The 22,881-nt window shown below is 65.7% G+C and carries 22 protein-coding genes; 11 read left to right on the forward strand and 11 right to left on the reverse strand.

The window, feature by feature from the left end:
* Nucleotides 1-86: 86 nt before the first annotated feature.
* Genes ACE10X_RS42855 through ACE10X_RS42865 form a run of 3 tightly spaced genes read left to right on the forward strand, consistent with a single transcriptional unit; the run spans nucleotide 87 to nucleotide 3,525 of the window.
* The gene (locus ACE10X_RS42855) at nucleotides 87-962 is read left to right on the forward strand and encodes a branched-chain amino acid ABC transporter permease (protein WP_038387062.1); all 876 of its coding nucleotides are present in this window, start codon (nucleotides 87-89) and stop codon (nucleotides 960-962) included.
* A gap of 14 nt (nucleotides 963-976) precedes the next feature.
* Complete coding sequence (locus ACE10X_RS42860) at nucleotides 977-2,830, forward strand: ATP-binding cassette domain-containing protein (protein ID WP_375763847.1); 1,854 nt, start codon at nucleotides 977-979, stop codon at nucleotides 2,828-2,830.
* On the forward strand, nucleotides 2,827-3,525 hold the full coding sequence (locus tag ACE10X_RS42865) for an ABC transporter ATP-binding protein (protein WP_038387064.1): 699 nt from the start codon (nucleotides 2,827-2,829) through the stop codon (nucleotides 3,523-3,525). The genes ACE10X_RS42860 and ACE10X_RS42865 overlap by 4 nt, the downstream gene beginning before the upstream one ends.
* On the opposite strand, the gene ACE10X_RS42870 is transcribed toward ACE10X_RS42865, so the two are convergent.
* A complete protein-coding gene (locus ACE10X_RS42870) occupies nucleotides 3,522-3,947 on the reverse strand; it encodes an HIT domain-containing protein (protein WP_038387071.1) in 426 nt (141 codons plus the stop codon). The genes ACE10X_RS42865 and ACE10X_RS42870 overlap by 4 nt on opposite strands.
* Nucleotides 3,948-4,052: 105 nt before the next feature.
* On the opposite strand from ACE10X_RS42870, the gene prmC reads away from it, so the two are divergent.
* Both prmC and ACE10X_RS42880 read left to right on the forward strand, forming a co-directional pair.
* Complete coding sequence (gene prmC / locus ACE10X_RS42875) at nucleotides 4,053-4,940, forward strand: peptide chain release factor N(5)-glutamine methyltransferase (RefSeq protein WP_038387065.1); 888 nt, start codon at nucleotides 4,053-4,055, stop codon at nucleotides 4,938-4,940.
* Nucleotides 4,941-5,437: 497 nt separating this feature from the next.
* Complete coding sequence (locus ACE10X_RS42880) at nucleotides 5,438-6,205, forward strand: DUF4167 domain-containing protein (RefSeq protein ID WP_038387066.1); 768 nt, start codon at nucleotides 5,438-5,440, stop codon at nucleotides 6,203-6,205.
* 49 nt (nucleotides 6,206-6,254) lie between these two features.
* Here the strand turns inward: ACE10X_RS42880 and ACE10X_RS42885 are convergent, their stop codons facing one another.
* Entirely contained in the window at nucleotides 6,255-7,007 is a 753-nt protein-coding gene (locus ACE10X_RS42885) for a class I SAM-dependent methyltransferase (protein ID WP_038387072.1), read from the reverse strand.
* 184 nt (nucleotides 7,008-7,191) lie between these two features.
* Here ACE10X_RS42885 and gloB point away from each other — a divergent pair, with 184 nt between their 5' ends.
* The gene (gene gloB, locus ACE10X_RS42890) at nucleotides 7,192-7,959 is read left to right on the forward strand and encodes a hydroxyacylglutathione hydrolase (RefSeq protein WP_038387067.1); all 768 of its coding nucleotides are present in this window, start codon (nucleotides 7,192-7,194) and stop codon (nucleotides 7,957-7,959) included.
* Nucleotides 7,959-8,393, forward strand: a complete 435-nt coding sequence (locus ACE10X_RS42895; protein ID WP_304557355.1) for a cupin domain-containing protein — start codon at nucleotides 7,959-7,961, stop codon at nucleotides 8,391-8,393. Before gloB ends, ACE10X_RS42895 begins: the two co-directional genes overlap by 1 nt.
* A 210-nt stretch (nucleotides 8,394-8,603) precedes the next feature.
* Here the strand turns inward: ACE10X_RS42895 and ACE10X_RS42900 are convergent, their stop codons facing one another.
* The 3 genes from ACE10X_RS42900 to ACE10X_RS42910 form a co-directional block, all read right to left on the reverse strand.
* The gene (locus ACE10X_RS42900) at nucleotides 8,604-9,476 is read right to left on the reverse strand and encodes a DMT family transporter (RefSeq protein WP_038387074.1); all 873 of its coding nucleotides are present in this window, start codon (nucleotides 9,474-9,476) and stop codon (nucleotides 8,604-8,606) included.
* A gap of 187 nt (nucleotides 9,477-9,663) precedes the next feature.
* Nucleotides 9,664-10,389, reverse strand: coding sequence for an acetoacetyl-CoA reductase (gene phbB / locus ACE10X_RS42905; protein WP_038387075.1), 726 nt, complete (start codon nucleotides 10,387-10,389; stop codon nucleotides 9,664-9,666).
* A 269-nt stretch (nucleotides 10,390-10,658) separates the two neighbouring features.
* Nucleotides 10,659-11,837 (reverse strand): acetyl-CoA C-acetyltransferase, encoded by a 1,179-nt coding sequence (locus ACE10X_RS42910; protein ID WP_038387076.1) that lies wholly within the window; start codon nucleotides 11,835-11,837, stop codon nucleotides 10,659-10,661.
* A 312-nt stretch (nucleotides 11,838-12,149) separates the two neighbouring features.
* Here ACE10X_RS42910 and phaR point away from each other — a divergent pair, with 312 nt between their 5' ends.
* Entirely contained in the window at nucleotides 12,150-12,740 is a 591-nt protein-coding gene (phaR, locus tag ACE10X_RS42915; RefSeq protein WP_038387077.1) for a polyhydroxyalkanoate synthesis repressor PhaR, read from the forward strand.
* Between the two features lie 77 nt (nucleotides 12,741-12,817).
* Here the strand turns inward: phaR and ACE10X_RS42920 are convergent, their stop codons facing one another.
* Nucleotides 12,818-15,196: an acetamidase/formamidase family protein gene (locus ACE10X_RS42920; RefSeq protein ID WP_375763848.1), complete on the reverse strand. Its 2,379-nt coding sequence runs from the start codon at nucleotides 15,194-15,196 to the stop codon at nucleotides 12,818-12,820.
* Between the two features lie 385 nt (nucleotides 15,197-15,581).
* Between ACE10X_RS42920 and ACE10X_RS42925 the strand changes: the two genes are divergently transcribed.
* Nucleotides 15,582-17,036, forward strand: a complete 1,455-nt coding sequence (locus ACE10X_RS42925) for an acetamidase/formamidase family protein (RefSeq protein WP_038387085.1) — start codon at nucleotides 15,582-15,584, stop codon at nucleotides 17,034-17,036.
* A gap of 189 nt (nucleotides 17,037-17,225) precedes the next feature.
* Here ACE10X_RS42925 and ACE10X_RS42930 read toward each other — a convergent pair whose 3' ends face one another.
* Nucleotides 17,226-18,917 carry a bifunctional diguanylate cyclase/phosphodiesterase gene (locus ACE10X_RS42930; protein ID WP_038387079.1) on the reverse strand — a complete coding sequence of 564 codons (1,692 nt, stop codon included), beginning with the start codon at nucleotides 18,915-18,917 and terminating at the stop codon, nucleotides 17,226-17,228.
* 219 nt (nucleotides 18,918-19,136) lie between these two features.
* Here ACE10X_RS42930 and ACE10X_RS42935 point away from each other — a divergent pair, with 219 nt between their 5' ends.
* Entirely contained in the window at nucleotides 19,137-19,421 is a 285-nt protein-coding gene (locus ACE10X_RS42935; protein WP_038387080.1) for a hypothetical protein, read from the forward strand.
* A 52-nt stretch (nucleotides 19,422-19,473) separates the two neighbouring features.
* Here the strand turns inward: ACE10X_RS42935 and ACE10X_RS42940 are convergent, their stop codons facing one another.
* The 4 genes from ACE10X_RS42940 to mtgA all read right to left on the reverse strand — a co-directional run bounded on the left by ACE10X_RS42940 (nucleotide 19,474) and on the right by mtgA (nucleotide 21,756).
* Nucleotides 19,474-19,944 carry a nuclear transport factor 2 family protein gene (locus ACE10X_RS42940; protein WP_038387081.1) on the reverse strand — a complete coding sequence of 157 codons (471 nt, stop codon included), beginning with the start codon at nucleotides 19,942-19,944 and terminating at the stop codon, nucleotides 19,474-19,476.
* 18 nt (nucleotides 19,945-19,962) lie between these two features.
* A complete protein-coding gene (locus ACE10X_RS42945; protein WP_038387082.1) occupies nucleotides 19,963-20,598 on the reverse strand; it encodes a hypothetical protein in 636 nt (211 codons plus the stop codon).
* Nucleotides 20,599-20,741: 143 nt separating this feature from the next.
* Nucleotides 20,742-20,927: a 50S ribosomal protein L32 gene (gene rpmF / locus ACE10X_RS42950; protein ID WP_021077536.1), complete on the reverse strand. Its 186-nt coding sequence runs from the start codon at nucleotides 20,925-20,927 to the stop codon at nucleotides 20,742-20,744.
* A gap of 157 nt (nucleotides 20,928-21,084) precedes the next feature.
* Entirely contained in the window at nucleotides 21,085-21,756 is a 672-nt protein-coding gene (gene mtgA, locus ACE10X_RS42955) for a monofunctional biosynthetic peptidoglycan transglycosylase (RefSeq protein WP_038387083.1), read from the reverse strand.
* 199 nt (nucleotides 21,757-21,955) lie between these two features.
* On the opposite strand from mtgA, the gene ACE10X_RS42960 reads away from it, so the two are divergent.
* Nucleotides 21,956-22,876, forward strand: a complete 921-nt coding sequence (locus ACE10X_RS42960) for a polyprenyl synthetase family protein (protein WP_304557356.1) — start codon at nucleotides 21,956-21,958, stop codon at nucleotides 22,874-22,876.
* The last annotated feature ends 5 nt before the right edge of the window (nucleotides 22,877-22,881 follow it).

Here is a 22,881-nt window from a genome sequence, read left to right on the forward strand (position 1 = left end):
CGGGGCGACCCGGCCCGCGGCGCCGCTTTTCTCGAAACGGATCCTCCATCGACCGGGCTAGGTATACGGCTGAGTGAACGCGCGCCATGATCAACTGGCCAAATTTCGTCTCGCAACTTTTCAACGGGCTGGCGCTCGGCGCGCTGCTGGCGCTGATCAGCTCCGGACTGACGATCATCTACGGCACGCTCGGGGTGCTCAACCTCGCCCACGGCGCCATGTTCATGATCGGCGGCTACGCCGGATATGTGGCCTATTCCTACACCGGCTCGTTCATCCTCGCCGTCATCGCCGGATCGCTGTTCGTGATGCTGCTCGGCGTCGCGATGGAGCGGATCATCATCCGCCATTTCTACCATCGCCCGCACGAGGACCAGCTGCTGGTCACGTTCGGCCTCGGCATCTGCTTCGTCGAGATCGTGCGGCTGATCTTCACCAGCCAGTCGCAGGTGGTGCCGCCGCCGGCGCTGCTGCAGGGCATCACCTCGCTCGGCTTCCTGTTCTACCCGACCTACCGGCTTGCGGTCGTCGGCATCGTCGCGGTCGCGCTCGGCGCGCTGTTCCTGATCCTGTACCGCACGCGGCTCGGCATGATCGTGCGCGCCGGCATCGAGGATTCGGTGATGGTCGATTCGCTCGGCATCAACGTCTACCGCGTCTTCATGATCGTGTTCGGCATCGGCGCGATGGCCGCGGGCTTCGCCGGCATCATCAACGCACCGGTGGTGTCGCTGACGCCGGGTGTCGGCGACGACATCCTGGTCGAGACCTTCGTGGTGGTGGTGATCGGCGGCGTCGGCTCGTTTCCCGGCGCCATCCTCGGCGGACTGATCGCCGGCGAGATCATCAGCATCACCTCGATGTTCAACCCCGGTTACGCCTACGTCATGCTGTTCGCGGCGATGACGCTCGTGCTGGTGCTCAGACCGCACGGCCTGCTCGGCACGCAGGGCCGCGAATGACGACGGATATTTGGATGCTTAAACAGCGCCCATACCTGATCGAATTCCTGACCGCCGCCGGCCTGATCGTCGCGCCCTTCGTGCTGCCGTGGCTCGGCTTCGCGCCCAACACGGTGAACCGGATCCTGGTCTGGGGCCTGTTCGGCTTCGGCTTCGACATCCTGTTCGGCTTCACCGGCCTGCTGTCGTTCGGCCAGTCGGCCTTTTACGGCACCGGCGGCTTCGTCGCCGCCTATCTGCTGACGCGCGCCGGCTTTCCCTACGTCGTGCTCGCGCTCGTCATCGGCATGGTCTCGGCCGCCGCCACCGGCTATCTGATCGGCCTGATCGCGCTGCGCCGCACCGGCATCTATTTCGCGATGATCACGGTGGCGATCGCCGAGGTGTTCTTCTTCGTCGAGTTCAATCCGCTGTCGGACTTCACCGGCGGCGAGAACGGGCTGCCGGGCGTGCCGACCCCGAGCTTCAATCTCGGCTTCACCACCCTGCACTTCACCACCGGCTGGTCGCTCTACCAGTTCCTGGCGCTGTGCTACTTCATCGGCGTCGTGATCGCGCTGCGCATCGTGCGCTCGCCGGTCGGCGCCGTGTTCAGCGCGATCCGCGACAATCCGCTGCGCGCCACCGCGGTCGGCCACAACATCCACGGCTACAAGCTCACCGCCTTCGTGATCGCCGCCGCCTATGCCGGCTTTGCCGGCGGGCTGCTCGGCGTGCTGCAGGCCTTCATGCCGCCCGACGCATTCACCTTCGACACGTCGGGCCAGCTCGTGATGCAGACCGCGATCGGCGGCCGCGGCACGCTGTTCGGGCCGCTGGTCGGCGCCGCGGTCTGGCTGTCGCTGCAGGACTTCCTGCAGGCGGCGCTCGGGCTCGGCGCGGCCTGGAAGCTCGTGCTCGGCATCGTGTTCGTGCTGCTGGTGTGCTTCCTGCGCCGCGGCATCATCGGCGGCCTCGCCGATCTCTACCGCCTCCTTACCGGACAGCGCGGCGCCAAGGAGCCGGACGAGAGCGCACCCGAGGTCGTCGCAATGGCAAGCGACCGGCACGCCGCAGCGCCCGCGCCGAAGCCGGCGGCGCCCCGCGCCGGCGGCAATCGGTCCGGCCCGATCCTCCAGGCCAGGGGCCTGACCAAGCGCTATGGCGGCCTGCTCGCCAACAGCGACATCGACTTCACCGTCAATCACGGCGAGCTGCGCGGCATCATCGGCCCCAACGGCGCCGGCAAGTCGACCTTCTTCAAGATGTTGACCTGCGAGGTGCATCCGACCTCGGGCACCATCCTGTTCGAGGGCCGCGACATCACCGGCATGAACGTCACCGACGTCTGTCAGCTCGGCCTGACCAAGAGCTACCAGGTCAACCAGCTGTTCGCCGGGCTGACGGTGCGCGAGAATTTGGTGATCGCAGCGCTATCGGCGCTGCGCGGCAAGTTCAAGCTCGACCTGTTTCGCAGCATCGACAGCATCCCCGGCCTGTCCGAGCGCGTGCAGCAGACGCTCGAGCTGGTCAATCTCGCATCGAGGCCCGATACGCCCGTGTCCGAGCTCGCCTATGGCGAGAAGCGGCGGCTGGAGATCGGGCTGGCGCTGGCGACGTCGCCGAGCCTGTTGCTGCTCGACGAGCCGCTCGCCGGCATGAGCCCGCGCGAGCGCGTCGAGACCGTCAAGCTATTGAAGTCGATCAGCCAGGGCCGCACCATGATCATCATCGATCACGACATGGATGCGCTGTTTGAGCTCGCCGAGCGCGTCACCGTGCTGCAGGAGGGCCGCGTGCTGGTCGAGGGAACACCGGAAGAGATCAAGAACAATTCGACCGTCCAGGAGGCCTATCTTGGCGGCGTGCATGGAGTGCTCGCCGCATGAGCCTGCTCGAGGTCAACGGACTGAACAGCTATTACGGGGATTCCCACATCCTGTTCGACGTCTCGATGCGCGTCGAGCGCAACGAGGTGGTGGCGCTGCTCGGCCGCAACGGCGCCGGCAAGAGCACGACGCTGAAGAGCCTGATGGGCGTCGTCACCCCGCGCCGCGGCTCGGTGATGTTCGACGGCGTCGAGATCTCCGGCCGGAAGAGCCACAAGATCGCGCAGGCCGGCATGCAGCTGGTCCATGAGGAGCGCCGCATCTTCGGCAGCCTGAGCGTCGAGGAGAACCTCGTGATCGCCGGCCTGACCGCCTCGCAGCGCTGGCCGCTCGACCGCATCTACGAGATGTTTCCGCGGCTGCGCGAGCGGCGGAGCAACCGCGGCACCGACCTGTCGGGCGGCGAGCAGCAGATGCTGGCGATCGCGCGCGCCCTAGTGCGCGATCCCAAGATCATCCTGCTCGACGAGCCGTTCGAGGGACTGGCGCCGGTGATCGTGCGCGACCTGATGAAGGCGTGCCGCGATCTGGCCGAGGCCGGACAGACCATCGTGCTGGTGGAGCAGAACCTCGCCGCGACGCTGGCGCTGGCGCAGCGCATCTACATCATCAACAACGGGCACATCGTCCATGAAGGGCCGGCGCAGGAGATCAAGGCGCAGCCCGACGTCCTGCAGCGCTATCTCGGGGTTTAACCCGCGAGCGCAGCGATCATCCGCCTGGCGTGATCTGCTAGCACATCCATCTCCGCCTTGACGGTCTGCGCCGGCAGCAGTGCGACGCCGGCCATCACTGGCATCACATGCATGTGCAGGTGAAACACCACCTGGCCGCTGGCGGGCTCGCTGAACTGCTGGATGATGATGCCGTCGGCCGCAAACGCCTTCATCGCAGCGATGGCGATGCGCTTGGCCGACCTCGCCACCGCGGCGAGGTCGTCTTCGGCGATGTCGAGGATGCCGCGCGCGGGCGCCTTCGGAATCACCAGGGTATGTCCCGGCGATCGCGGCATGATGTCGAGAAAGGCAAAGGTCCGGTCGGTCTCAAGAACCTTGAAGCTCGGGACCTCGCCGCGCAGGATCCTGGCGAAGATGTTCTGGTCGTCGTAGCCCGTCATGGTCGCGCGTTCCGGATCGATGGGTTGAGATTTCGACCGTGCGCGCCGGCGGCGCGCGGCGCAAGCCATATCGACGCCGCATCGACCATCGGCTAACAACGCGCGATGAGCGAACCCGCAGGACATGGCCAGACCGTCGAGAGTATCAGGCGCAGCCTCGCCGCGCGGCTAAAGGCGGCCGGCCACGACACCGCCGAGCTCGATGCGCGACTGCTGGTCGGCGCCGTCCTGGGGCTCGATCTGACCGGCCTGGTCACCGGCGCGAAGCGCGCGCTGACAAAGGACGAAGCCGATCGCCTCGAGCGCCTCGCGCAGCGCCGCCTCGCCGGCGAACCGGTGGCGCGCATCCTCGGCGTCAAGGAGTTCTGGGGATTGCCGCTGCATCTCTCCACCGCGACGCTGGTGCCGCGCCCGGACACCGAGACGGTGGTCGAGCGCGCACTCGAATTGCTGCGCGCCGACGGCGTGGCCGAGCGCGCGTTGCGGATCGCCGATCTCGGCACCGGTTCTGGCGCGATCCTGTTGGCGCTGCTCTCGGAACTACCGAACGCACATGGTTTTGCCACCGACATCTCGGCGGAGGCGCTTCAGACCGCGAGCCGCAACGCCGCCGCGCTCGGACTTAGCCAGCGCACGACATGGATCGAGTGCGACTACGGCAGCGGGCTGGCCGGCGCGTTCGAACTGATCGTGTCCAACCCGCCCTACGTCCCCTCGGCCGACATCGCTGGGCTCGACATCGAGGTGCGCGCGCATGATCCGCGCGCGGCGCTCGACGGCGGGGCCGACGGGCTCGACGCCTACCGCGCGCTGATTTCGCAATCCGCGGGTCTTCTGACCCCAGGAGGATTTATGGTTGTGGAAGTCGGACAGGGTCAGAGCGGCGACGTTGAAGCGCTGATGACGGCATCCGGCTTATCCCCAACGGGGCCGCCCAAGGCCGATCTGGGGGGCATCCCGAGGGCCGTTTCCGCCCGCCGGCTGCCCCGATAAAGTCCTATTGGAACGAAAAAAAACCTCTTGGATTATCCCCCGGGAACGACTACGTTCCGGGCACAACATCGGTGCTGGCCCCGTAATCCGTTACGGGTGATGACCAGGGTTCAGCAGAGCCCGCCGATCGAAAGGTTCCAGGAACGCAGGTCACATAGAGCGCAATAGCCGAAGCTGTGCTGCTCTCGACCGCCAAGCGAACGAAAGCCTGTTATTGCGCTTGAAGACTTACGCACGAGAACTGAGCCTGTCTCAACGGGCGGAATGATTTGGTCGCTGGCGCGATTGCCGGCGGTTGGGGAACGCGTCTTTGCTGCACGCGACTTTGCTGAACGAGATGGTCGGCGACATCGAAACCACTTCGAACGGTATTGCGATTCCGTGTGCCTAGGCGCGCGCCGAATCGGACTCTGGGAATCGGACTTCTGAGAAATCGGACTGCTGAGAAATCGGACTGTGGACTGCAATAACTTCAGGGCTGGAATAAAAGGCGACAGATGAGAAACGGTCAGAACAACAAGCGGATGCGCAACCGGAACAACAACAACAATAACAACAACAATAACCGGCGCGGCCAGAATCCCCTGACACGGGTGTACGAATCGAACGGACCTGACATCAAGATCCGCGGCACGGCCTCCCACGTGGCCGAGAAATACGTTCAGCTTGCGCGCGATGCGCGCTCCTCCGGCGATCCGGTGGCAGCTGAGAACTACTACCAGCATGCTGAGCACTACTACCGGATCATCGCGGCCGCGCAGGAGCAGTTCCGGCAGAATCAGCAGCCGCCGCGCCCCGACGCCGAGGTCACCCCGACCGAAGACGGCGACGACGACAGCGACGGCTATTCGAGCTTCGGCCAGGAGCCGGGCTTCGTGCCGCAGCAGCAGCAACCTTTCATGCGCGACAACGGCCAGCAGCCGTACCAGCGCGAGCAGCAGCAGCCGCGCGAGCATCGCGAGCGTGACCAGCAGCCGCGTGAGCACCGCGAGCGCGAGCATCGTCCGCAGCCGCAATATCAGCCGCAGCCGCAGAACCAGCCGCAGCCCGCGATGGCCGATGCCGGCGGCGTCGACCGCCTGCCCTCGTTCATCACCGGCGGCGCGCAGCCGCAGGTCAATGGCACCTATGAAGGCAATGGCGGCGCAGAACGCGGCGAACGAAGCGAGCGCTTTCCGCGCCGCCGCCGCCGCCCGCACGGCCCGCGCCCCGACATCGCGGCGCAGCCCGCGCCGAGCGACGACTTCAATCCGGGCAACGAGTAATCGTGAGAATCTGTCACCCTCCCTTCACAGGGAGGGTGAATTGTCCGCGTCACGACTCTGCGTGACTGGATTTGCGCGTCGCCGTCGAGGACGGCACCAGCACCGGACGCAATGACGGGATTAGCTGCGTGCGCTCGCGGCGCGCGGGGATCGCGCGATAGACCTGCTTGGTCGCCTCCACGATATGCACGCCGGCGAACGGCATCGACAGCGCCGCGCCGACCCGCTCCCACGCCATTGCCGAGCGCAGGAACCAGCTGCCCTGCACCGGCGGCATGAACAACGCCTCGCCCCACGACGACGGCGTGAACCAGGTCTGCCGCAGCAGCTGCGTGATCTGCGCCCGCGAATAGGGCCGGCCATGGCCGAACGGCGTGGCGTCGGTGCGCGTCCAGACGCCGCGGCGATTCGGGATGATCGCGATCAGCCGCCCCGAGGGCGAGAGCACCCGCCACACCTCGCGCAGCAGCCGCTCCGGATCATCGGACATCTCCAGCGCGTGCACCAGCAGCACACGGTCGACCGCGGCATCCGGCAGCGGCATCGAGAATTCGTCGATCAGGGTGGCCAGCGCCGGCCGGCCGGTCGGCCATTTCAACACGCCCTGGGCCGCCGGCATGAAGGCAATGCAGCGCTCGCAGGACTCACGGAACAGGCCGAGATAGGGGGTCGGATAGCCGAGGCCGAGCACGCGCTGGCCTTCCGCGTTCGGCCACCGCGCGCGGATACCCCGGTTGATCAGCTGCCGCGCCACGATGCCGAGGCGCTGCGAATAGAAGTCGCGCAGGTCGATGACGTCCATGGTGTTTAGCCTAACACGCCCCCTGCTGCCCGGGTGCGCCGAAAATTGCATTGCCGCCGGAGCGTTAACGCCATATTTCACCCCTATATTGGGCGCGTTAAAAGCATGATCCGGGAAAGCCGATACCGGTCTTTCGAATACATCATGCTCCAAAATGTCCGTCCCGTTTGTTCGTGGAGATATCATGACCGCCGAAATTCGCACCTTCAGCTGCCTCACCGACAATTTCGGGTATTTGATCCACGATCCCGCGACCAAGGCGACCGCGTCGATCGACGCGCCGGAGGCCGGCCCGATCATCAAGGCGCTGGAGCACGAAGGCTGGACGCTGACCGATATCCTGATCACCCATCACCATGGCGACCATGTCGGCGGCGTCGCCGAGCTGAAGCAGAAATATGGCTGCCGCGTCGTCGCCCCGCACGACCAGTCGGCCAAGATCGCCAATGTCGATTTGCGCGCCGCCAATGCCGATGTCATCAAGGTCGGCAGCCTCTTGGCCCGTGTGGTCGAAACTCCCGGCCATACGCTCGACCATATCTCCTATGTGTTCGACGGCGAGAAGGCGGTGTTCGCCGCCGACACGTTGTTCTCGATCGGCTGCGGCCGGGTGTTCGAAGGCACCTACCCCATGATGTGGGATTCGCTTTTGAAGCTGCGCTCGCTGCCGGACGATTTCCGTCTCTACTGCGGCCATGAATACACCGCCTCCAACGTGAAGTTCGCGCTCACCATCGAGCCCGACAATCCGGCCCTGCAGAAGCGGGCCGAAGAAGTCACAAAACTTCGCGCCGAGAACAAGCCGACGATTCCCGTGCTGCTCGGCGACGAGAAGAAGGCCAACGTGTTCCTGCGCGCCGACGAGCCGGCGGTGGCGGCAAAGCTGCACATGAAGGGCGCCGACCCGGCGCTGGTGTTCGGCGAACTCCGCGAGCGCAAGAACAAGTCGTGATGGCAGACCTCTCGGCGGCCGACATCATCGCGCAGCTTGCGCTGAAGCCGCATCCCGAAGGCGGACATTATCGCGAGACGTTTCGTGACGCGCGCTGCGACGCCGATGGCCGCGCGCATTCGACCGCGATCTATTTCCTGCTGGCGCGCGGCGAGCGCTCGCATTGGCACCGTATCGACGCGGTGGAGATGTGGCACTATTACGCCGGCGCGCCGCTGACATTGCGGATTGCAGAGGACGGCGGCCCGCCGCATGCCATCACGCTCGGACCTGACGTCATCAGCGGCGAACAACCGCAGGCGATCGTCACGGCCGGTGCCTGGCAGGCCGCCGAAAGCAACGGCGACTGGACGCTGGTCGGCTGCACCGTCGCGCCGGGATTCGAGTTCGCAAAATTCGAGCTGGCGCCAAAGGGCTTTTTCCCGTCATCCTGAGGTGCGAGCGGAGCGAGCCTCGAAGGATGAATCGGCCACAGACGGGGCCGTCGACCCTTCGAGACGGCCGCGTTGCGGCCTCCTCAGGGTGACGGTGAAGCAGTAGCAGCAATCTTCTTCGTAGGATGGGTAGAGCGCAGCGAAACCCATCAACTCGCCGCGTGGATAGAAGTTGATGGGTTTCGCTGCGCTCTACCCATCCTACGCTTTCTACGTCCTTTTTCTCAACACCATGTCCTTTGCCGCGATCAGCCCGCCGCCGGCGATCAGGATCGCGGCGATGGCAATATTGGCGCTGGGCTTGGCGAAGCCCGCTGCGATCAGGAACGCGGTCGAGAGCAGCGGCGTGGCGTAGGAGGCGGCACCGAGCACGCGGATATCACCGCGCTTCATGCCGATGTCCCAGGCGAAGAACGCAGCCCCCACCGGACCGATGCCGAGCGCGACGACGGCCAGCCATTGCAGCGGCGTCGCGGGCCACATCGTCGTCTCCACCATCATGTGCACGAGCGCGGCAAGCACGGCGGTCGCAAGGCAGAAGCCGGCCACCGCATCGGTCGGCACCGCCTTGAGCCGGCGCGACATCACCGAATAGGACGCCCAGACGAACGCCGCGACGAAGGCGGCCGCGAAGCCTGGAATCTGCTCTTGTGTGAAGGCGCCGGTGTTGCCGGCGAACAGCAGCACGGTGCCGGCGAGCCCAAGCAGCGCGCCGACTATGTGATGCACCGCAAGCCGCTCGCCCGGCAGCAGCGAGGAGAACAGCACGATCAACAGCGGCCAGAGATAATTGAGCAGGCCGGCCTCAGCCGGCGGGGCGAAGCGCAGCGCCAGGAAATACAGCGCGTGATAGCCGAACAGCCCGCCGACGCCGACGACCCAGGCGACAAGCGGTTGCTTCAATGCGCCGAAGGCGGCCGGACGCAACAGGAAGCTCGCGAACGCCACCGCGGCGCCGATCGCGAACGTCATGGCGGCGAGCTGGAACGCCGGGATCGTCCCGGTCGCGACCGTCATGACCGACAGCAGCGACCACATCAGGATGGCGGTCAGTCCGACAAGGGTGGCAGTTCGGGTCGTCATCTCAATTCAATCCGTCGTGGCCGGCATGACTGTCCAAAGGATGGCCGTCTGAAGCCGCTCGCCGATGTCTCGGCCGGGCCACGTCTTCCTTCGCGTGTGGCGCGTTGTAAAGACGAAAATGCCCGGCACAAGGCCGGGCATTCGCTGGTCGATTGTGCGCGCCTGCGACGCGACGACGCTGCTCGCGTCAGGCGTGATACTGGCCGCCGTTCACGGTCAGCGTCGAGCCGGTGATGAAACCGGCATCGTCGGCGGCGAGGAACACCACCGCCCGCGCGATCTCTTCGGGTTCGCCGAGCCGGGCGACCGGAATCTGCGGGATCACGTTCTTCTCGAGCACGTCCTTCGGCACCGCCTGTACCATCTCGGTGTTGATATAGCCGGGGCAGATCACGTTCACGGTGATGCCGCCCTTGGCGTTCTCCAGCGCTAAGGCCTTGGTGAAGCCGATGTCGCCGGCCTTCGCCGCGGAATAGTTGACCTGGCCGAACTGGCCCTTCTGGCCGTTGATCGAGGAGATCGAGATGACGCGGCCGAACTTGCGGGCGCGCATGCCCTCGATCACCTGGCGCGTCATGTTGAACAGCGAGCCGAGGTTGGTGTTGATCACGGCATTCCACTGCTCCAGCGTCATCTTGTGGAATGCGGTGTCCTTGGTGATCCCGGCATTGTTGACGAGCACGTCGACCGGGCCGAGATCGGCCTCGACCTGCTTGACGCCGGCCGCGCAGGCGTCGAACGATGCGACGTCCCACTTGTAGACCGGAATCCCGCTCTCCGCCTTGAACTTCTCCGCCGCGGCGTCATTGCCGGCGTAGCTTGCCGCCACATTGTAGCCCGCCGCTTTCAGCGCCTTGCTGATCGCAGCTCCAATACCGCGCGTTCCGCCCGTCACCAATGCAACACGTGCCATGTCCGTTTCCTCCTTGGCCGTCTTTTATAACCGGATAACTCCGGCCTACGCACTCACTCAACAAAGCGCGATGAGATCAGGTTGAATTGTCATCGCGCTTTGGCTCCCCTTTTTTGAGCATGATCTTCTCGGAAAACCGCTTCACACTTTTCCGGATCATGCTGTCGAAACAAAAATGCCCGGCGCAAAGCCGGGCATCTTATTTATCAGCTCGCTTCGCGGTTGACAGATGATCTTTTCATCACCTAACCGGCCTCGCTGCCTTTTGTTCAGTCGCGTGCAACGCACATAGCGATGCCCATGCCGCCGCCGATGCACAGCGTCGCGAGGCCCTTCTTGGCATCGCGCTTCTGCATCTCGTGCAGCAGCGTCACCAGCACGCGCGCACCCGACGCGCCGACCGGATGGCCGATCGCGATCGCGCCGCCATTGACGTTGACCTTGGCCGGATCCCAGCCGAGGTCCTTGTTGACCGCGCAGGCCTGCGCCGCGAACGCCTCGTTGGCCTCGATCAGGTCGAGGTCGGCGATGTTCCAGCCGGCCTTCTTCAGCGCGGCGCGCGAGGCGGGGATCGGACCGGTGCCCATGATCTTGGGGTCGACGCCGGCCTGGCCCCACGACACAATGCGGGCCAGCACCTTCTTGCCCTGCTTGGCGGCTTCCTTGGCGGTCATCAGCACGACGGCGGCAGCGCCGTCATTGATGCCCGAGGCGTTGCCCGCGGTCACGGTGCCGTCCTTCTCGAAGGCCGCGCGGAGCTTGGCCATCGCGTCGAGCGTGGCGCCGTGGCGCGGATACTCGTCGGCATCGACCACGATATCGCCCTTGCGGGACTTGATGGTGACCGGGACGATCTCGTCCTTGAACTTGCCGGCCTTCTGCGCCGCCTCAGCCTTGTTCTGCGAAGCGACCGCGAACTCGTCCTGCTGCGAGCGGGTGATCTGGTACTGCTTGGCGACGTTCTCGGCGGTGTTGCCCATGTGGTAGCCGTTGAAGGCATCCCACAGCCCGTCCTTGATCATCGTGTCGATCAGCTCGAGGCCACCCATCTTGACGCCGCCGCGCAGATATTGGGCGTGCGGGGCCATGCTCATGGATTCCTGGCCGCCGGCGACGACGATCGAGGAATCGCCGTTGAGCAGCGCCTGGTAGCCGAGCGCCACCGTGCGCAGGCCGGAGCCGCAGAGCTGGTTGACGCCCCAGGCCGGGCTTTCCACCGGGATGCCGGCCGCGATCGAGGCCTGACGGGCCGGGTTCTGGCCCTGCGCGGCGGTGAGGATCTGGCCCATGATGACTTCGGAGACCTGACCGCCCTCGACGCCGGCACGCTCCAGCGCCGCCTTGATGGCGATCGCGCCGAGGTCATGGGCCGGGGTGGTGGCGAAAGCACCGTTGAAGCTACCGACGGGGGTGCGGGCGGCGCTGACGATGACGACATCGTCTGACATGGACATCTCCTATGGGTTGTAGCTGGTTTCTCGACGGCGGGCGGCCGATTTGGCGGGCCTGTCTCTTGACGGCTATCCTGTAAACCTCGTCGAGACATGTCAATCGCACTGTCGGGCAAATCGCGCCGCGACGCACTCAAAATGACGCCCTTGGCACTTTCCTGAGCAAATCCTATGCTTTGGAATTAACCGCACAGCACAAAACTGTAGCCGAACCGCTTTGAAAATGCTTACCTTTGCTGCGATGCGTTGCATTTTGCCCTGCGGCGATGCCGTAGGGTTCCAGGTTCTTCGGTGTTGAAGTGAGAGCCCATGGCAAAATCTGAACAACCGACCACGATCAAGAAGTACGCGAACCGGCGGCTCTATAATACCGGGACGAGCACCTACGTGACGCTCGAGGATCTCGCGGCGATGGTGAAGGAAGGCGAGGATTTCCTCGTCTATGACGCCAAGACCGGTGACGACATCACCCGCTCCGTGCTCGCGCAAATCATCTTCGAGCAGGAAAACAAGGCCGGGCAGAACCTGCTGCCGACCACCTTCCTGCGCCAGCTGATCCGGTTCTACGGCGACAGCATGCAGATGGTGGTGCCGAAATATCTCGAGCAGTCGATCGATACGCTGACCCGCGAACAAGAGAGATTTCGCAAGCAGATCGCCGGCGCGCTGAGCGGGACACCGTTTGCGCCGCTGGAAGAGCAGGTCCGCCGCAACATGGAGCTGTTCCAGCAGACCTTCTCGATGTTCAAGCCGTTCGTGCCGCAGCGCGGTGGCGGCGAGGCCGAGAAGGTGCCGGAGCCCACACCCGATGACGGCAACATCGACGATCTTCGCCGCCAGATGAAGGACATGCAGGAACGCCTCGAGCGCATGTCGCAGCCGACGAAGAAGGACGAGTAGGTCCTTATCGCCGATCGGCCGGACGCACCGGCCGCTCTCGTTTCGCGAAATCCTGACGGCGGCAACTCCGGCCGGCGTCAGGCGCCGCTTGCCCCGGGAAGCATGCTCTTGCGGACGATCGCGTGCACGCCCCAATTGCCGTCGGCAACCTGCGTGACGCCGAAATCGACGCCGAGCGAGATCAGCGCCAGCGCCTCATCCTCGCTGAGGCGATAACACTCCATCAGGAATTTGCGCGTCACGCGGAACGCGTTGCGCAGTGCCAGATCGACCGACGAGCGCTGGTAGATTTCCGACTGCGCGTTGCGCCCGAGCTCGCGCAGATAATTGCCGTAGCTGAAGCCGTGCAGGATCCACTCCTCCGGCGTTTCCAAAAGCGGGTGCGCCAGCCCTTCGACATGCGGCTTGGTCGCCTTGCCGCTCTTGTGCAGGATGAAGCGAAACTGGCCGGTGAGCGAAAGCTCGAGCGCGGTGCCGTTGACCTCGCCATCGCCTTGCGCGAAATGCGGATCGCCGATCGAGAACAGCGCCCCGGGCACAGCGACCGGCAGATAGAGCGTAGTGCCCTTGGTGGCGCGCCAATTGTCGACATTGCCACCGAAATAGCCGGGCGGAATCGAATCGATGATGTCGGACTCGCGCGGCGCCACCGCCATGAAGCCGAAATGCAGCCGCGCCGGAATCCGCACGCCGGCAAGCACGCCGGGCTGTTTCTCGACGGTGGCGTGATCGACCGGCACGCCGGGATAATCCATCGTCTCGTGGCGCACGCCGAACGGATCGGTCTGCGGCGTCCAGCGGTAGGAATAGACGGCGTGGGCCCACTCGGCCTCTGCATCGGTCTCGAAGATCGTGATGGTCTCGCGCTTGGCCGGCGGATCGATCAGATCGTTGTATTGAAAGCCCCACCAGGCCGCGGCATTGCTGCCGAACGACTTGCCGGCGTAGGCCGGATTGGCTGATGGCCGCGGCCAGATGTCGAGGATCTGCACCTCGAGCACATCGCCCGGCTCCGCGCCGTAGACATAGATCGGCCCGGTGCAGATGTGCACGCCGAATCCTTCGCCGGCGCCGCGGCCGAAGATCGAACCGTCCATCGGACCGGCGCCGCGCCGTTCGACCGACTTGCCCTCGGCGGTCCAGCGAAACACGCTCTCCGCGCCGGGATCACCCTTGATCATGCGCTCATAATCATCGAAGGCGTGCTGGGTCAGCGTCTCGATCGTCACCACCGCGCCCGACTGCACGCTCATGACAGGCGGGATGGCGCGGCTGAGATAGCCCCAATGCGCGGTCTCCCTGGACACCTTGAGATGGTGATGCGAGGCGCCCCGCCCTTCCGGCACAGCCGCCGGCGGTTCAACCGGTACGATCGGCTCCAGCGGCGCAACCGTCTCGCGCGCCACCGGGCTTGACGCGAGATTTGGCGCGAGCCGCAACACCGTTGCGGTGCCGCGCGCCAGCCGCGGCCGGCCGCGCGTGCGCTCGCCCTCCACATCGCGCGGCACCGCCTTGCGGAAGTCGCGCGGCGAGGTGCCGTAGGTCGAGCTGAACATCCGGCTGAAATGCGCCTGATCGGTGAAGCCCCAGCGGTAGCTGATCTCGGCGATGCGCTGGTCGGCATAGTTCGGATCGATCAGGTCGTTGCAGCAGCGCTCCAGCCGCCGCTCGCGCACATAGGCCGAGAATGTCGTGTTCTGCCGTTCGAACAGCCGCTGCAGATAGCGTTGCGACAGCCCTTCCTGCCGCGCGATGTCGGCGATGGTCAGGCCGGCATTGCCGAGCTGGGCCTCGATCGCGGCATCGACCCGGCGCAGATGGCCGGCCTGGACCTGCGTCATTGCTTCGGCATCGAGCCGCGTCTCGCCGAGCAGCGCGCCGGCGACGAGTTCGGTGACCGCGACCTCGGCGGTGGCGAGATCGGCCTTGTCCAGGATCGCGAAATTGCCGCCCAGAGTCCGCATCACCGGACGCACGGACGCAGCGGCGATCGTGGCGCCGAGCACCGCCGGCAAACGCAAGCGATTATGCCCGAGCCGGCCGAGCAATCGCTCACGCGGCAGTTCGAGCAGCAGGATCTCGAAATCCTCCCGCAAGGTCATCCGCCAGGGCGATTGCAGGTCGCACACCGAGACGTCGTTGTCGGCAAACTCGCAGCTGCGTTGGCCGGACGTGATGCTGCCGCGGCCGTAGCCGTGGAAGATGATGGCGACCCGCGCCGGCATTCCCGGCGAGGCCGCATGACCGCTGCAGACGATCTGCTGCTCGGTCGAACGCAGCAGCGCGAGCTGGCCGCCGCTCGTCGAGCGCTTCGCGGTCAATTCGCCGAACTGGAATTGGCCGGCCTCCGGCAATTCGCAATCGAGCTGCAAACCGGCCAGCGCCTCGCGCCAGACCTCCCGCCGGTTTTGCCGCGGGATCGCATCGACCGAAACCCGATAGGTCGTCGCGACCATCACCCCTCCAGGCCGCAGCACCGCGGCCTTTCACTCACAGAGCCGTGAACGCAGCCTGCACCGATTGCAGGCAGGCGGCAAGCATGTTGCGACGGCACACGTTGCCCAGCCTGCGTGCAACGCGCGGAAGCGGCCGCTTTCGCGTGGCAGCGCTATCAGCGGCGAACGCAGTGCAACTTGATCGAATGCGCCCAAATTCTTGACCGCTCCGACCATGCCGCGATGCGAAGGCGGCCGCCGCAGATGCCTCGCACGCTGCTGCACAGGCCTTTGCGCCGCGAAGAGAGCAAGCGCGCCGACAAATTATTGGGCGCGCCCGGTCATGTCGGAGCGGCGCGGCGCCATGCACTCTCATGCGCACTTTCGATCCAAGGAGGAGCTCAGGATGTGCGCAGGTGACGACAAGAACTGCCCGGACTTCGAATTGCATCATCGCCAGTTCAAGGAGACGCTCGACCGGGAACGCCGTTCGTTCCTGCGCTCGAGCTTCGCCGCGGCGGGCGGCGCCGCGGCAATGACCGCCGGCGGCATCTCGCTGGTGACGCCGAAAATGGCGGCCGCCGCCGAGAAGCATCAGCCGGCGCAGCGCGCCTATCACCATCTGCCGGCCAATGCCGACACCGTGCATTGGGGCTATTTCAGCAAGTCGCTGAAGCCGCGCGTCGAGATCAATTCCGGCGACTTCATCACCATCGAGGCGCTGACGCATCACGCCAATGACGATGCCGAGCGCATGGTCAAGGGCGATCCCGGCGTCGAGAGCGTCTATCTCTGGACCAAGGAGAAGAAGGGCGTGAACCGGCGCGGCGCCGGCCCGATGGATGCCTCGCTGTTCGGACGCGGCGCCGGCGAAGGCCTCGGCGTGCATATCTGCACCGGACCGGTGTTCGTGCGCGGCGCCGAGGAAGGCGACGTGCTCGAGCTGCGCATCATCGACGTCGTGCCGCGGCCCTGCGCCAACCCGAAATATTCCGGCAAGGCGTTCGGCAGCAACGCCGCGGCATCGTGGGGCTTCCACTACAAGGATCTGCTCACCGAGCCGAAGCCGCGCGAAGTCGTCACCATCTACGAGGTCGACGCGACCGGTGAGCGCAACTGGGCGCGCGCCGTCTACAATTTCACCTGGACGCCGCAGACCGATCCATCCGGCGTGGTGCACAAGACCATCGATTATCCCGGCGTCCCGGTCGATCATTCGACAGTCAAGGAGAACCACGGCATCCTGAAGAACGTGCGCATTCCGGTGCGTCCGCATTTCGGCGTGATCGGGCTCGCGCCGAAAGAGGCCGAGTTCGTCGATTCGATCCCGCCGAGCTACACCGGCGGCAACATCGACAATTGGCGCATCGGCAAGGGCGCCACGATGTATTACCCGGTGGCGGTCGAAGGCGGACTGCTGTCGGTCGGCGACTCCCACGCCTCGCAGGGCGATTCCGAACTGTGCGGCACGGCGATCGAATGCTCGCTCAACGGCACCTTCCAGATCATCCTGCACAAGAAGGCGGACCTCGCCGGCACTGCGCTGGAAGCGCTCGACTACCCGATGCTGGAGACCCAGGACGAATGGCTGGTGCACGGCTTCAGCTATGCCAACTACCTCAGCGAGCTCGGCTCCAGCGCGCAGACCGAGATCTACAAGAAGTCCTCGGTCGACCTCGCCTTGCGCGATGCCTTCCGCAAGATGCGCAAATTCCTGATGACGACGAAGAAGCTGACCGAGGACGAGGCCATCTCGCTGATCTCGCTCGGCGTCGACTTCGGCGTCACCCAGGTGGTCGACGGCAATTGGGGCGTCCATGCGGTGATCCGCAAGGACATCTTCGCCGGCGGCGAGAGCTGACGAAGGACGAGTAGGCGTTTTACTTCGCCCTACTCACCCCATCGTCGCCCCGGCGAAAGCCGGGGCCCATAACCACAGATGTCGATTGTTTGAACGAGGCGTCTGCCAGATCGCCTTATCGAGAGGCTGCGGCGTATGGGTCCCGGCTTTCGCCGGGACGACGCCGGTAGCTTGACTCGCGATTGTGGATCAGCCCGTGGCGGGCACGGGCTTCTCCGCCGACGCGTTCCACGGGCGGTCCGGCGAGGCGAGGCCGATCAGGCGGCCCTGGATGAAGTCGCAGCCCCATTCGCGTAGCATCACGGCGGCTTCCTCGTCCTGCACCCATTCGGCGACCGTCTTGATCTCGAGGCGGCGCGCGAGATCGATCAGCGTCTGCACGAAGGCGCGGTCGTCGGCCGAACGCACGACGTTCTGCACGAAGGCGCCGTCGATCTTCACGATGTCGACGCCGAGCTTGCGCAGATTGCGGAACGAGGTGTAGCCGGCGCCGAAATCGTCGATCGCGATCCGGCTGCCGAAGTTCTTCAGGCGCGTGACGAAGCCACGTACGTCGTCGATATCCTGGATCGCGACCGTTTCGGTGATCTCGACGATCAGCCGCTCGCCGACGCCGGGATGCGCGCGCATCAAGGATTCGATGGTGGCCCACCAGTCCGGATCCATCGTGGTGTCGGGCGAGATGTTGAGGCTGAGCTGTACGCCGGGGGTGGCGGCGAGCTCGGCGATGGCGAGCTCCAGCACGCGGTGATCGACCAGCCGGATCAGGCCGAGCCGCTCGGCGACCGGCACGATATCGGGCGCGAGCAGCGCGCGGCCATCGTCCTGCTCCATGCGGACCAGGCACTCGTAGAACGCGGGCTGCCGCAAGCGCGCATCGACCACGGGCTCGAAGCCGATCACGATGCGGCGCTCGTTCAGCGCGGTGACGATCTCGTCGGTGACGCGGATGTTGACGCGGCGCTGGGCGTCGCGCTCGACATTCGGCTTCCACAGCGCGAACGATCCGGCGCGGCGGCTCTTGGCGGTCTCCAGCGTCTCCTGGGCGCGATTGACCGCCTCCTCCGCCGACCTCGCATGGCGCGGAATGGTGACGGCGCCGATCGAGACCGTCACCGACACCGGGCCGGACTTGGTCGGCACCACCTCGTCGCGCACCGCGGCGAGGAAGCGCTCGGCCGCGACATTGGTATCGTCGACGGTGCAGTTGCGCAGGATCAGGCCGAACTTGTTGCCGGAGAAGCGGCCGAGCATGTCGCCGCTGCGCAGCCGCGCACGAATCCGCTTCGCGACCTCGGCGATGACGGCATCCGCAACATCGAAGCCGAAGGCATCGTTGACGCGCGCGAGGTGATCGATGCCGATCAGCATGAAGGCGCAGGAGGAGCGGAAGCGCGCGCACTCCTCCATCGTCTCGGCGAGCGAGGCGATCAGATGGGTGCGGTTGAGCTCGTTGGTCAGCGGATCGTGCCGCGACAGCTTGAGTAGCTGCTCGTCGCGGGCGTGCCGCTCATTGTTGATGCGGACGACGCCCTGCACGCGCGCCGGCCTGCCGTCGGCGCCGGCAAACCAGCAGCCGGTCTCCTCGATCCAGATCACCGGCGCCGACGTGACGGCCCGCACGCCATATTCGATCCGGTAAGGAACGCCCTCCCCGCCGCGTACCGGCGCCGGCGCGCCGAGCGCATCGGATCGCACCGAGCGCGATGGCTCGATCAGCTTGGCAAGCTCGGCACCGCTCGCAAGCGCCGCAACCGGGATATCCGGGAAGACCGCCGCCACATTATCGCTCCAGGCAATCGCACCGGTCGCCAGGTCCCAGGCGAATGTCGCTTGGCCGAGCGAGGCGAGGATGCTGGCAGCTGGCGGGACAGGGGGCATCGAACATGTCTCGATTTGGGACGGCGCCCGGTGATTCTACACGCCCTCAAGATAGTGGTTCCGGCGAATCCAACGCTAGGTGAAGTTGATAAATAATCTGGAAACCACGTTTTCGACTGTCCGGGAACGAACTGGGGACGGCGGGCATGACCCTTGCCACAGGGGTGTTGCGGAGGGACGCAACGTCCCAAACTATGACGCTCCAACGGGTCGCAGACGATGCCGGATATCGATCAATCGGAAATCCTCGACGGTGAGTGCACCGGTGATCATGCGGCGGCCGGCGCGGCGCTGGTGCCGCTGGCCGCGACCACCCATTGGGCGCCCAAGATCCCGCTGCCGCATGCCGATCCGTCGTTTGTGGCTCATCTGATCGCCACCGCCGCACACGAACCGCAGACGCGCGGACAGCGGCGTGGGTCATTGGCCGACGCGCAGAGCGCTTACGGCCCGCATGTCGACGAACGCCGCAGCGTGGCGCGGCGGACCCGGCAAATCATCTAGCAAATCATCTAGAAAGACCGGACGCCGGAACTGGCGTCCAGGCAGCAGGCGATCAGCGGGCCTTGACGGGCCGATTGCCGTGGCTGTCCTGCGGCACGCCGCGTTGCAGCGACATGTGGGAATGGATGCCGAGCCAGCGCCCGTCGGCCTGACGCGCGAGAATGATCGTCGCGCGCCCCGGCCGATCAAAGCGGCTGCCGTCCGCATGGAAGCCGGTGCTCGTCCAGGGCGTGATCACCGTCGCCATGCCGCCGTCGGCGCTGATCAGCACCGCCGTATGCGCGAGATCGAAGGCGAAATCCGCGGTGCGGGGCCAGACATTATCCCATTGCATCTCGGTCCAGCGCGCGCGGCCCTGGATGAGTTCCTGATAGGTGCCGAACGAGATGATGTCCGAATGCCAGAACGGACGCGCGGCAGCATAGTCGACCGCCCTGACGCAGGCGGCGAACCGTTCGAGCCAGTCAAAGATGGATTGAGTTGTCGTTGAGTCGGCGATCGGAAGAGGCGTTTCTGCGCTCATGATCGGCCTCGAAAACACTCAGCGCTGCGGCGCGTCCGACGGCGGATGGCCGCCCGGCTGCAAATCCGGTGAAGCGACGGTCGGCTTCGGCGCGGACTGATCGAGCAGCACGGATTCCGCAACCGACGTCGCCGGTGGAACGGGTGCGGCTGGCGGCGGGGCAGCAGGCGCCGGCGCGGCGACGGGCGCGGGCTCGGAACGCGGCGTGGGCGCCTCTGCCGGCGGCGCGGGCTGCGGCGCCTCGGGCTGCGGCCTGCTGACGCTCGGTGCCGCAGGCGCGACCACCGCACGGCGGCGGGTGCGCAGCGCAATTCCGGAAATGAAATCGACCAGCGCCAGCAGCGTGAGCAGGCCATAGGTCGAGTTGCCGAATTTCGGCCAGAGCACGAATTCGGCGGCGGCGGCGCCGAACACGATCAGCGACAGCAGATGGTCAGTGAGATATTTCGCGCCGGGGCGCGCGCCCTTGATGACCTCGAGCAGCAACAGCAGCACGGCGGCCGCGAGCAGCATGTCGCTGAGCGTGATCTGCCACTGCTCGCCCGACAGCAATGTCAGCCTGATCAGTGGGTCCGTGAAGGACACGCCGGGCATCAGGAAAGCGATGATGTTGTAGACCGCGAGCGGAACGAGCAGCAGCGGAAAACCGACCATCGGGGCTTGCGCCTTATTCAGGGAGAACCAGCAATGCGGCGATGCTCATTGGCCTCGCCGCGGACGCGCCCGTCTTGGCCGCACTCGTTGACCGAATTCAGGCGCCGCGCCGCATGGCTGCGGCGCGTAGGCCGAAGGTCCGATCAGGACTCCTTCTTGGCCTTCAGGACCTGGCGGCCCTTGTACATGCCGGTCTTCAGGTCGAGATGGTGTGGACGGCGCAGTTCGCCGGAGTCCTTGTCCTCGACATAGGTCGGGGTCTTGATCGCATCGGCCGAACGGCGCATGCCACGGCGCGACGGCGAGGTTTTTCTTCTGGGAACGGCCATGACGGTGTCCTCTAGGGGTGTTGCGGAGGCATCGTCCGAAATGCGGACGGCTCAGCGCTTCGAAGCGCAAGCTGCGATGCCGGTAAGGCCGCGCTTATAGAGGAAGGCATCGCGTAAAGCTAGGGTCCGGGCCAGCAAAAAGCGCCGGAAACAGCCCTCAGGAGCCGCGATTTTCGCGCCAGCAGCGCTCCACCGCATTGGCCCGGGCCATATAGGTCGCAGACAGCCTGCGGACCCCCGGCCCCGGGTTCCGGGCGCTCCTCTTGACCGGATTCGGCAGGATCGCCGCCAAAAGCGCGGCCTCGCGGGGTGACAGCCCCGCGGCGGACCGGCCAAAGGCATATTGGGCGCCGGCCTCGGCGCCGAACTGGCCGGACGGGCCCATTTCCGCGATATTGAGGTAGATTTCCAGGATCCGCTGCTTGGGCAGTACGAGATCGATCCAGAGCGCCAGCGGCAGTTCCAGCCCCTTGCGGATCACGCTGCGGCCGGACCACAGGAACAGGTTCTTGGTGACCTGCTGGGTGATGGTCGAGCCGCCGCGGGCCATCTCGCCATCCTCGGCGTCGTCCAGCACCTCGCGCAGCGCGCCCCAATCGATGCCCCGATGCTTGCAGAAATGAGCATCCTCCGAGCCGACCACGGACCGCGCCAGGTAGGGCGACATCGCGCCGAAATCGATCCAGTGCCGCGTCACCGGGGCCCCGCGCAGGGTCCGCCAGGCCATCAGCGCCGAAACCGGATGGCCGGCGCGGTAGAACGGCGCCACCAGATAGGGCAGCAACAGCAGGGCCAGCAAAAGCAGCAATAAAATTCGGACGATGCGCAAAACAGGGGTTTCCGGGGAGGACCATTCCAGGAAGGATTTGGGACCCGCCCGCCAGAACACGGCCGGCGCCGTCGACGTCTGCGGGATAATTCACGGTTTTTCCAGCACTTTTAAGGCGCATTCCGTCGCAGGGCAGGAATTGACGAAGCCGATGCCATCAACGATTGTCCCGCCGAAAATCGATCTGGAGCAATTCTTAATGACGACCGGTACTGCAGAGTTTTCCAAGCGGCTGGACCAGACCGCGGAGGATACCGAAGCCCTGCTCGCGAAACTGCTGTCCGACGCGACCGAAAGCGACGAGATCGTGCGCCCGAAGCGGCTGATCGAGGCGATGCGCTATTCGAGCCTCGGCGGCGGCAAGCGGCTGCGGCCGTTCCTCGTGGTCGAGAGTGCCGCGGTGTTCGGCATCCCGCGCGAAGCCGCCCTGCTGGTCGGCGCCGCGCTCGAATGCATCCACTGCTACTCGCTGATCCACGACGACCTGCCGGCGATGGACAATTCCGATCTGCGCCGCGGCCGCCCGACCCTGCACAAGGCCTATGACGACGCCACCGCGATCCTCGCCGGCGACGCGCTGCTCACCATCGCCTTCGACATCATCACCCGCGATGCGATCCACAAGGACGCCCAGGTCCGCCTGCTGTTGACCCGCGCGCTGGCGCGCGCCTCCGGCATCGGCGGCATGGCCGGCGGCCAGATCCTCGACCTCGCCGGCGAAGGCCGCTTCGGCGACCGCGAGCCGGTCGACGTCGCGCGCCTGCAGCAGATGAAGACCGGCGCGCTGCTCCGCTTCGGCTGCATCGCCGGCGCGATCCTCGGCCAGTCCTCGCAGAAGGAATATCAGGCGCTCGACGATTACGGCAAAGCGCTCGGCGAAGCCTTCCAGATCGCCGACGATTTGCTCGACGTCGAGGGCGACGCCGCCGCGCTCGGCAAGCCGGCCGGCGCTGACGCCGCGCTCGGCAAGACCACCTTCGTCACCCAGCTCGGCATCGATGGCGCCAAGCAGCGCGTCCGCGACCTCCTGGCGCGCGCCGATGCCGCGCTGTCGGTGTTCGGCGACCGCGGCGACGTGCTGCGCGCGGCCGCCCGCTTTGTCGCCGAGCGCAAGAACTAGCCGAG

The organism is Bradyrhizobium sp. Pha-3, assembly GCF_042258325.1.
GTDB classification, from domain to species: Bacteria; Pseudomonadota; Alphaproteobacteria; order Rhizobiales; family Xanthobacteraceae; genus Bradyrhizobium; species Bradyrhizobium elkanii.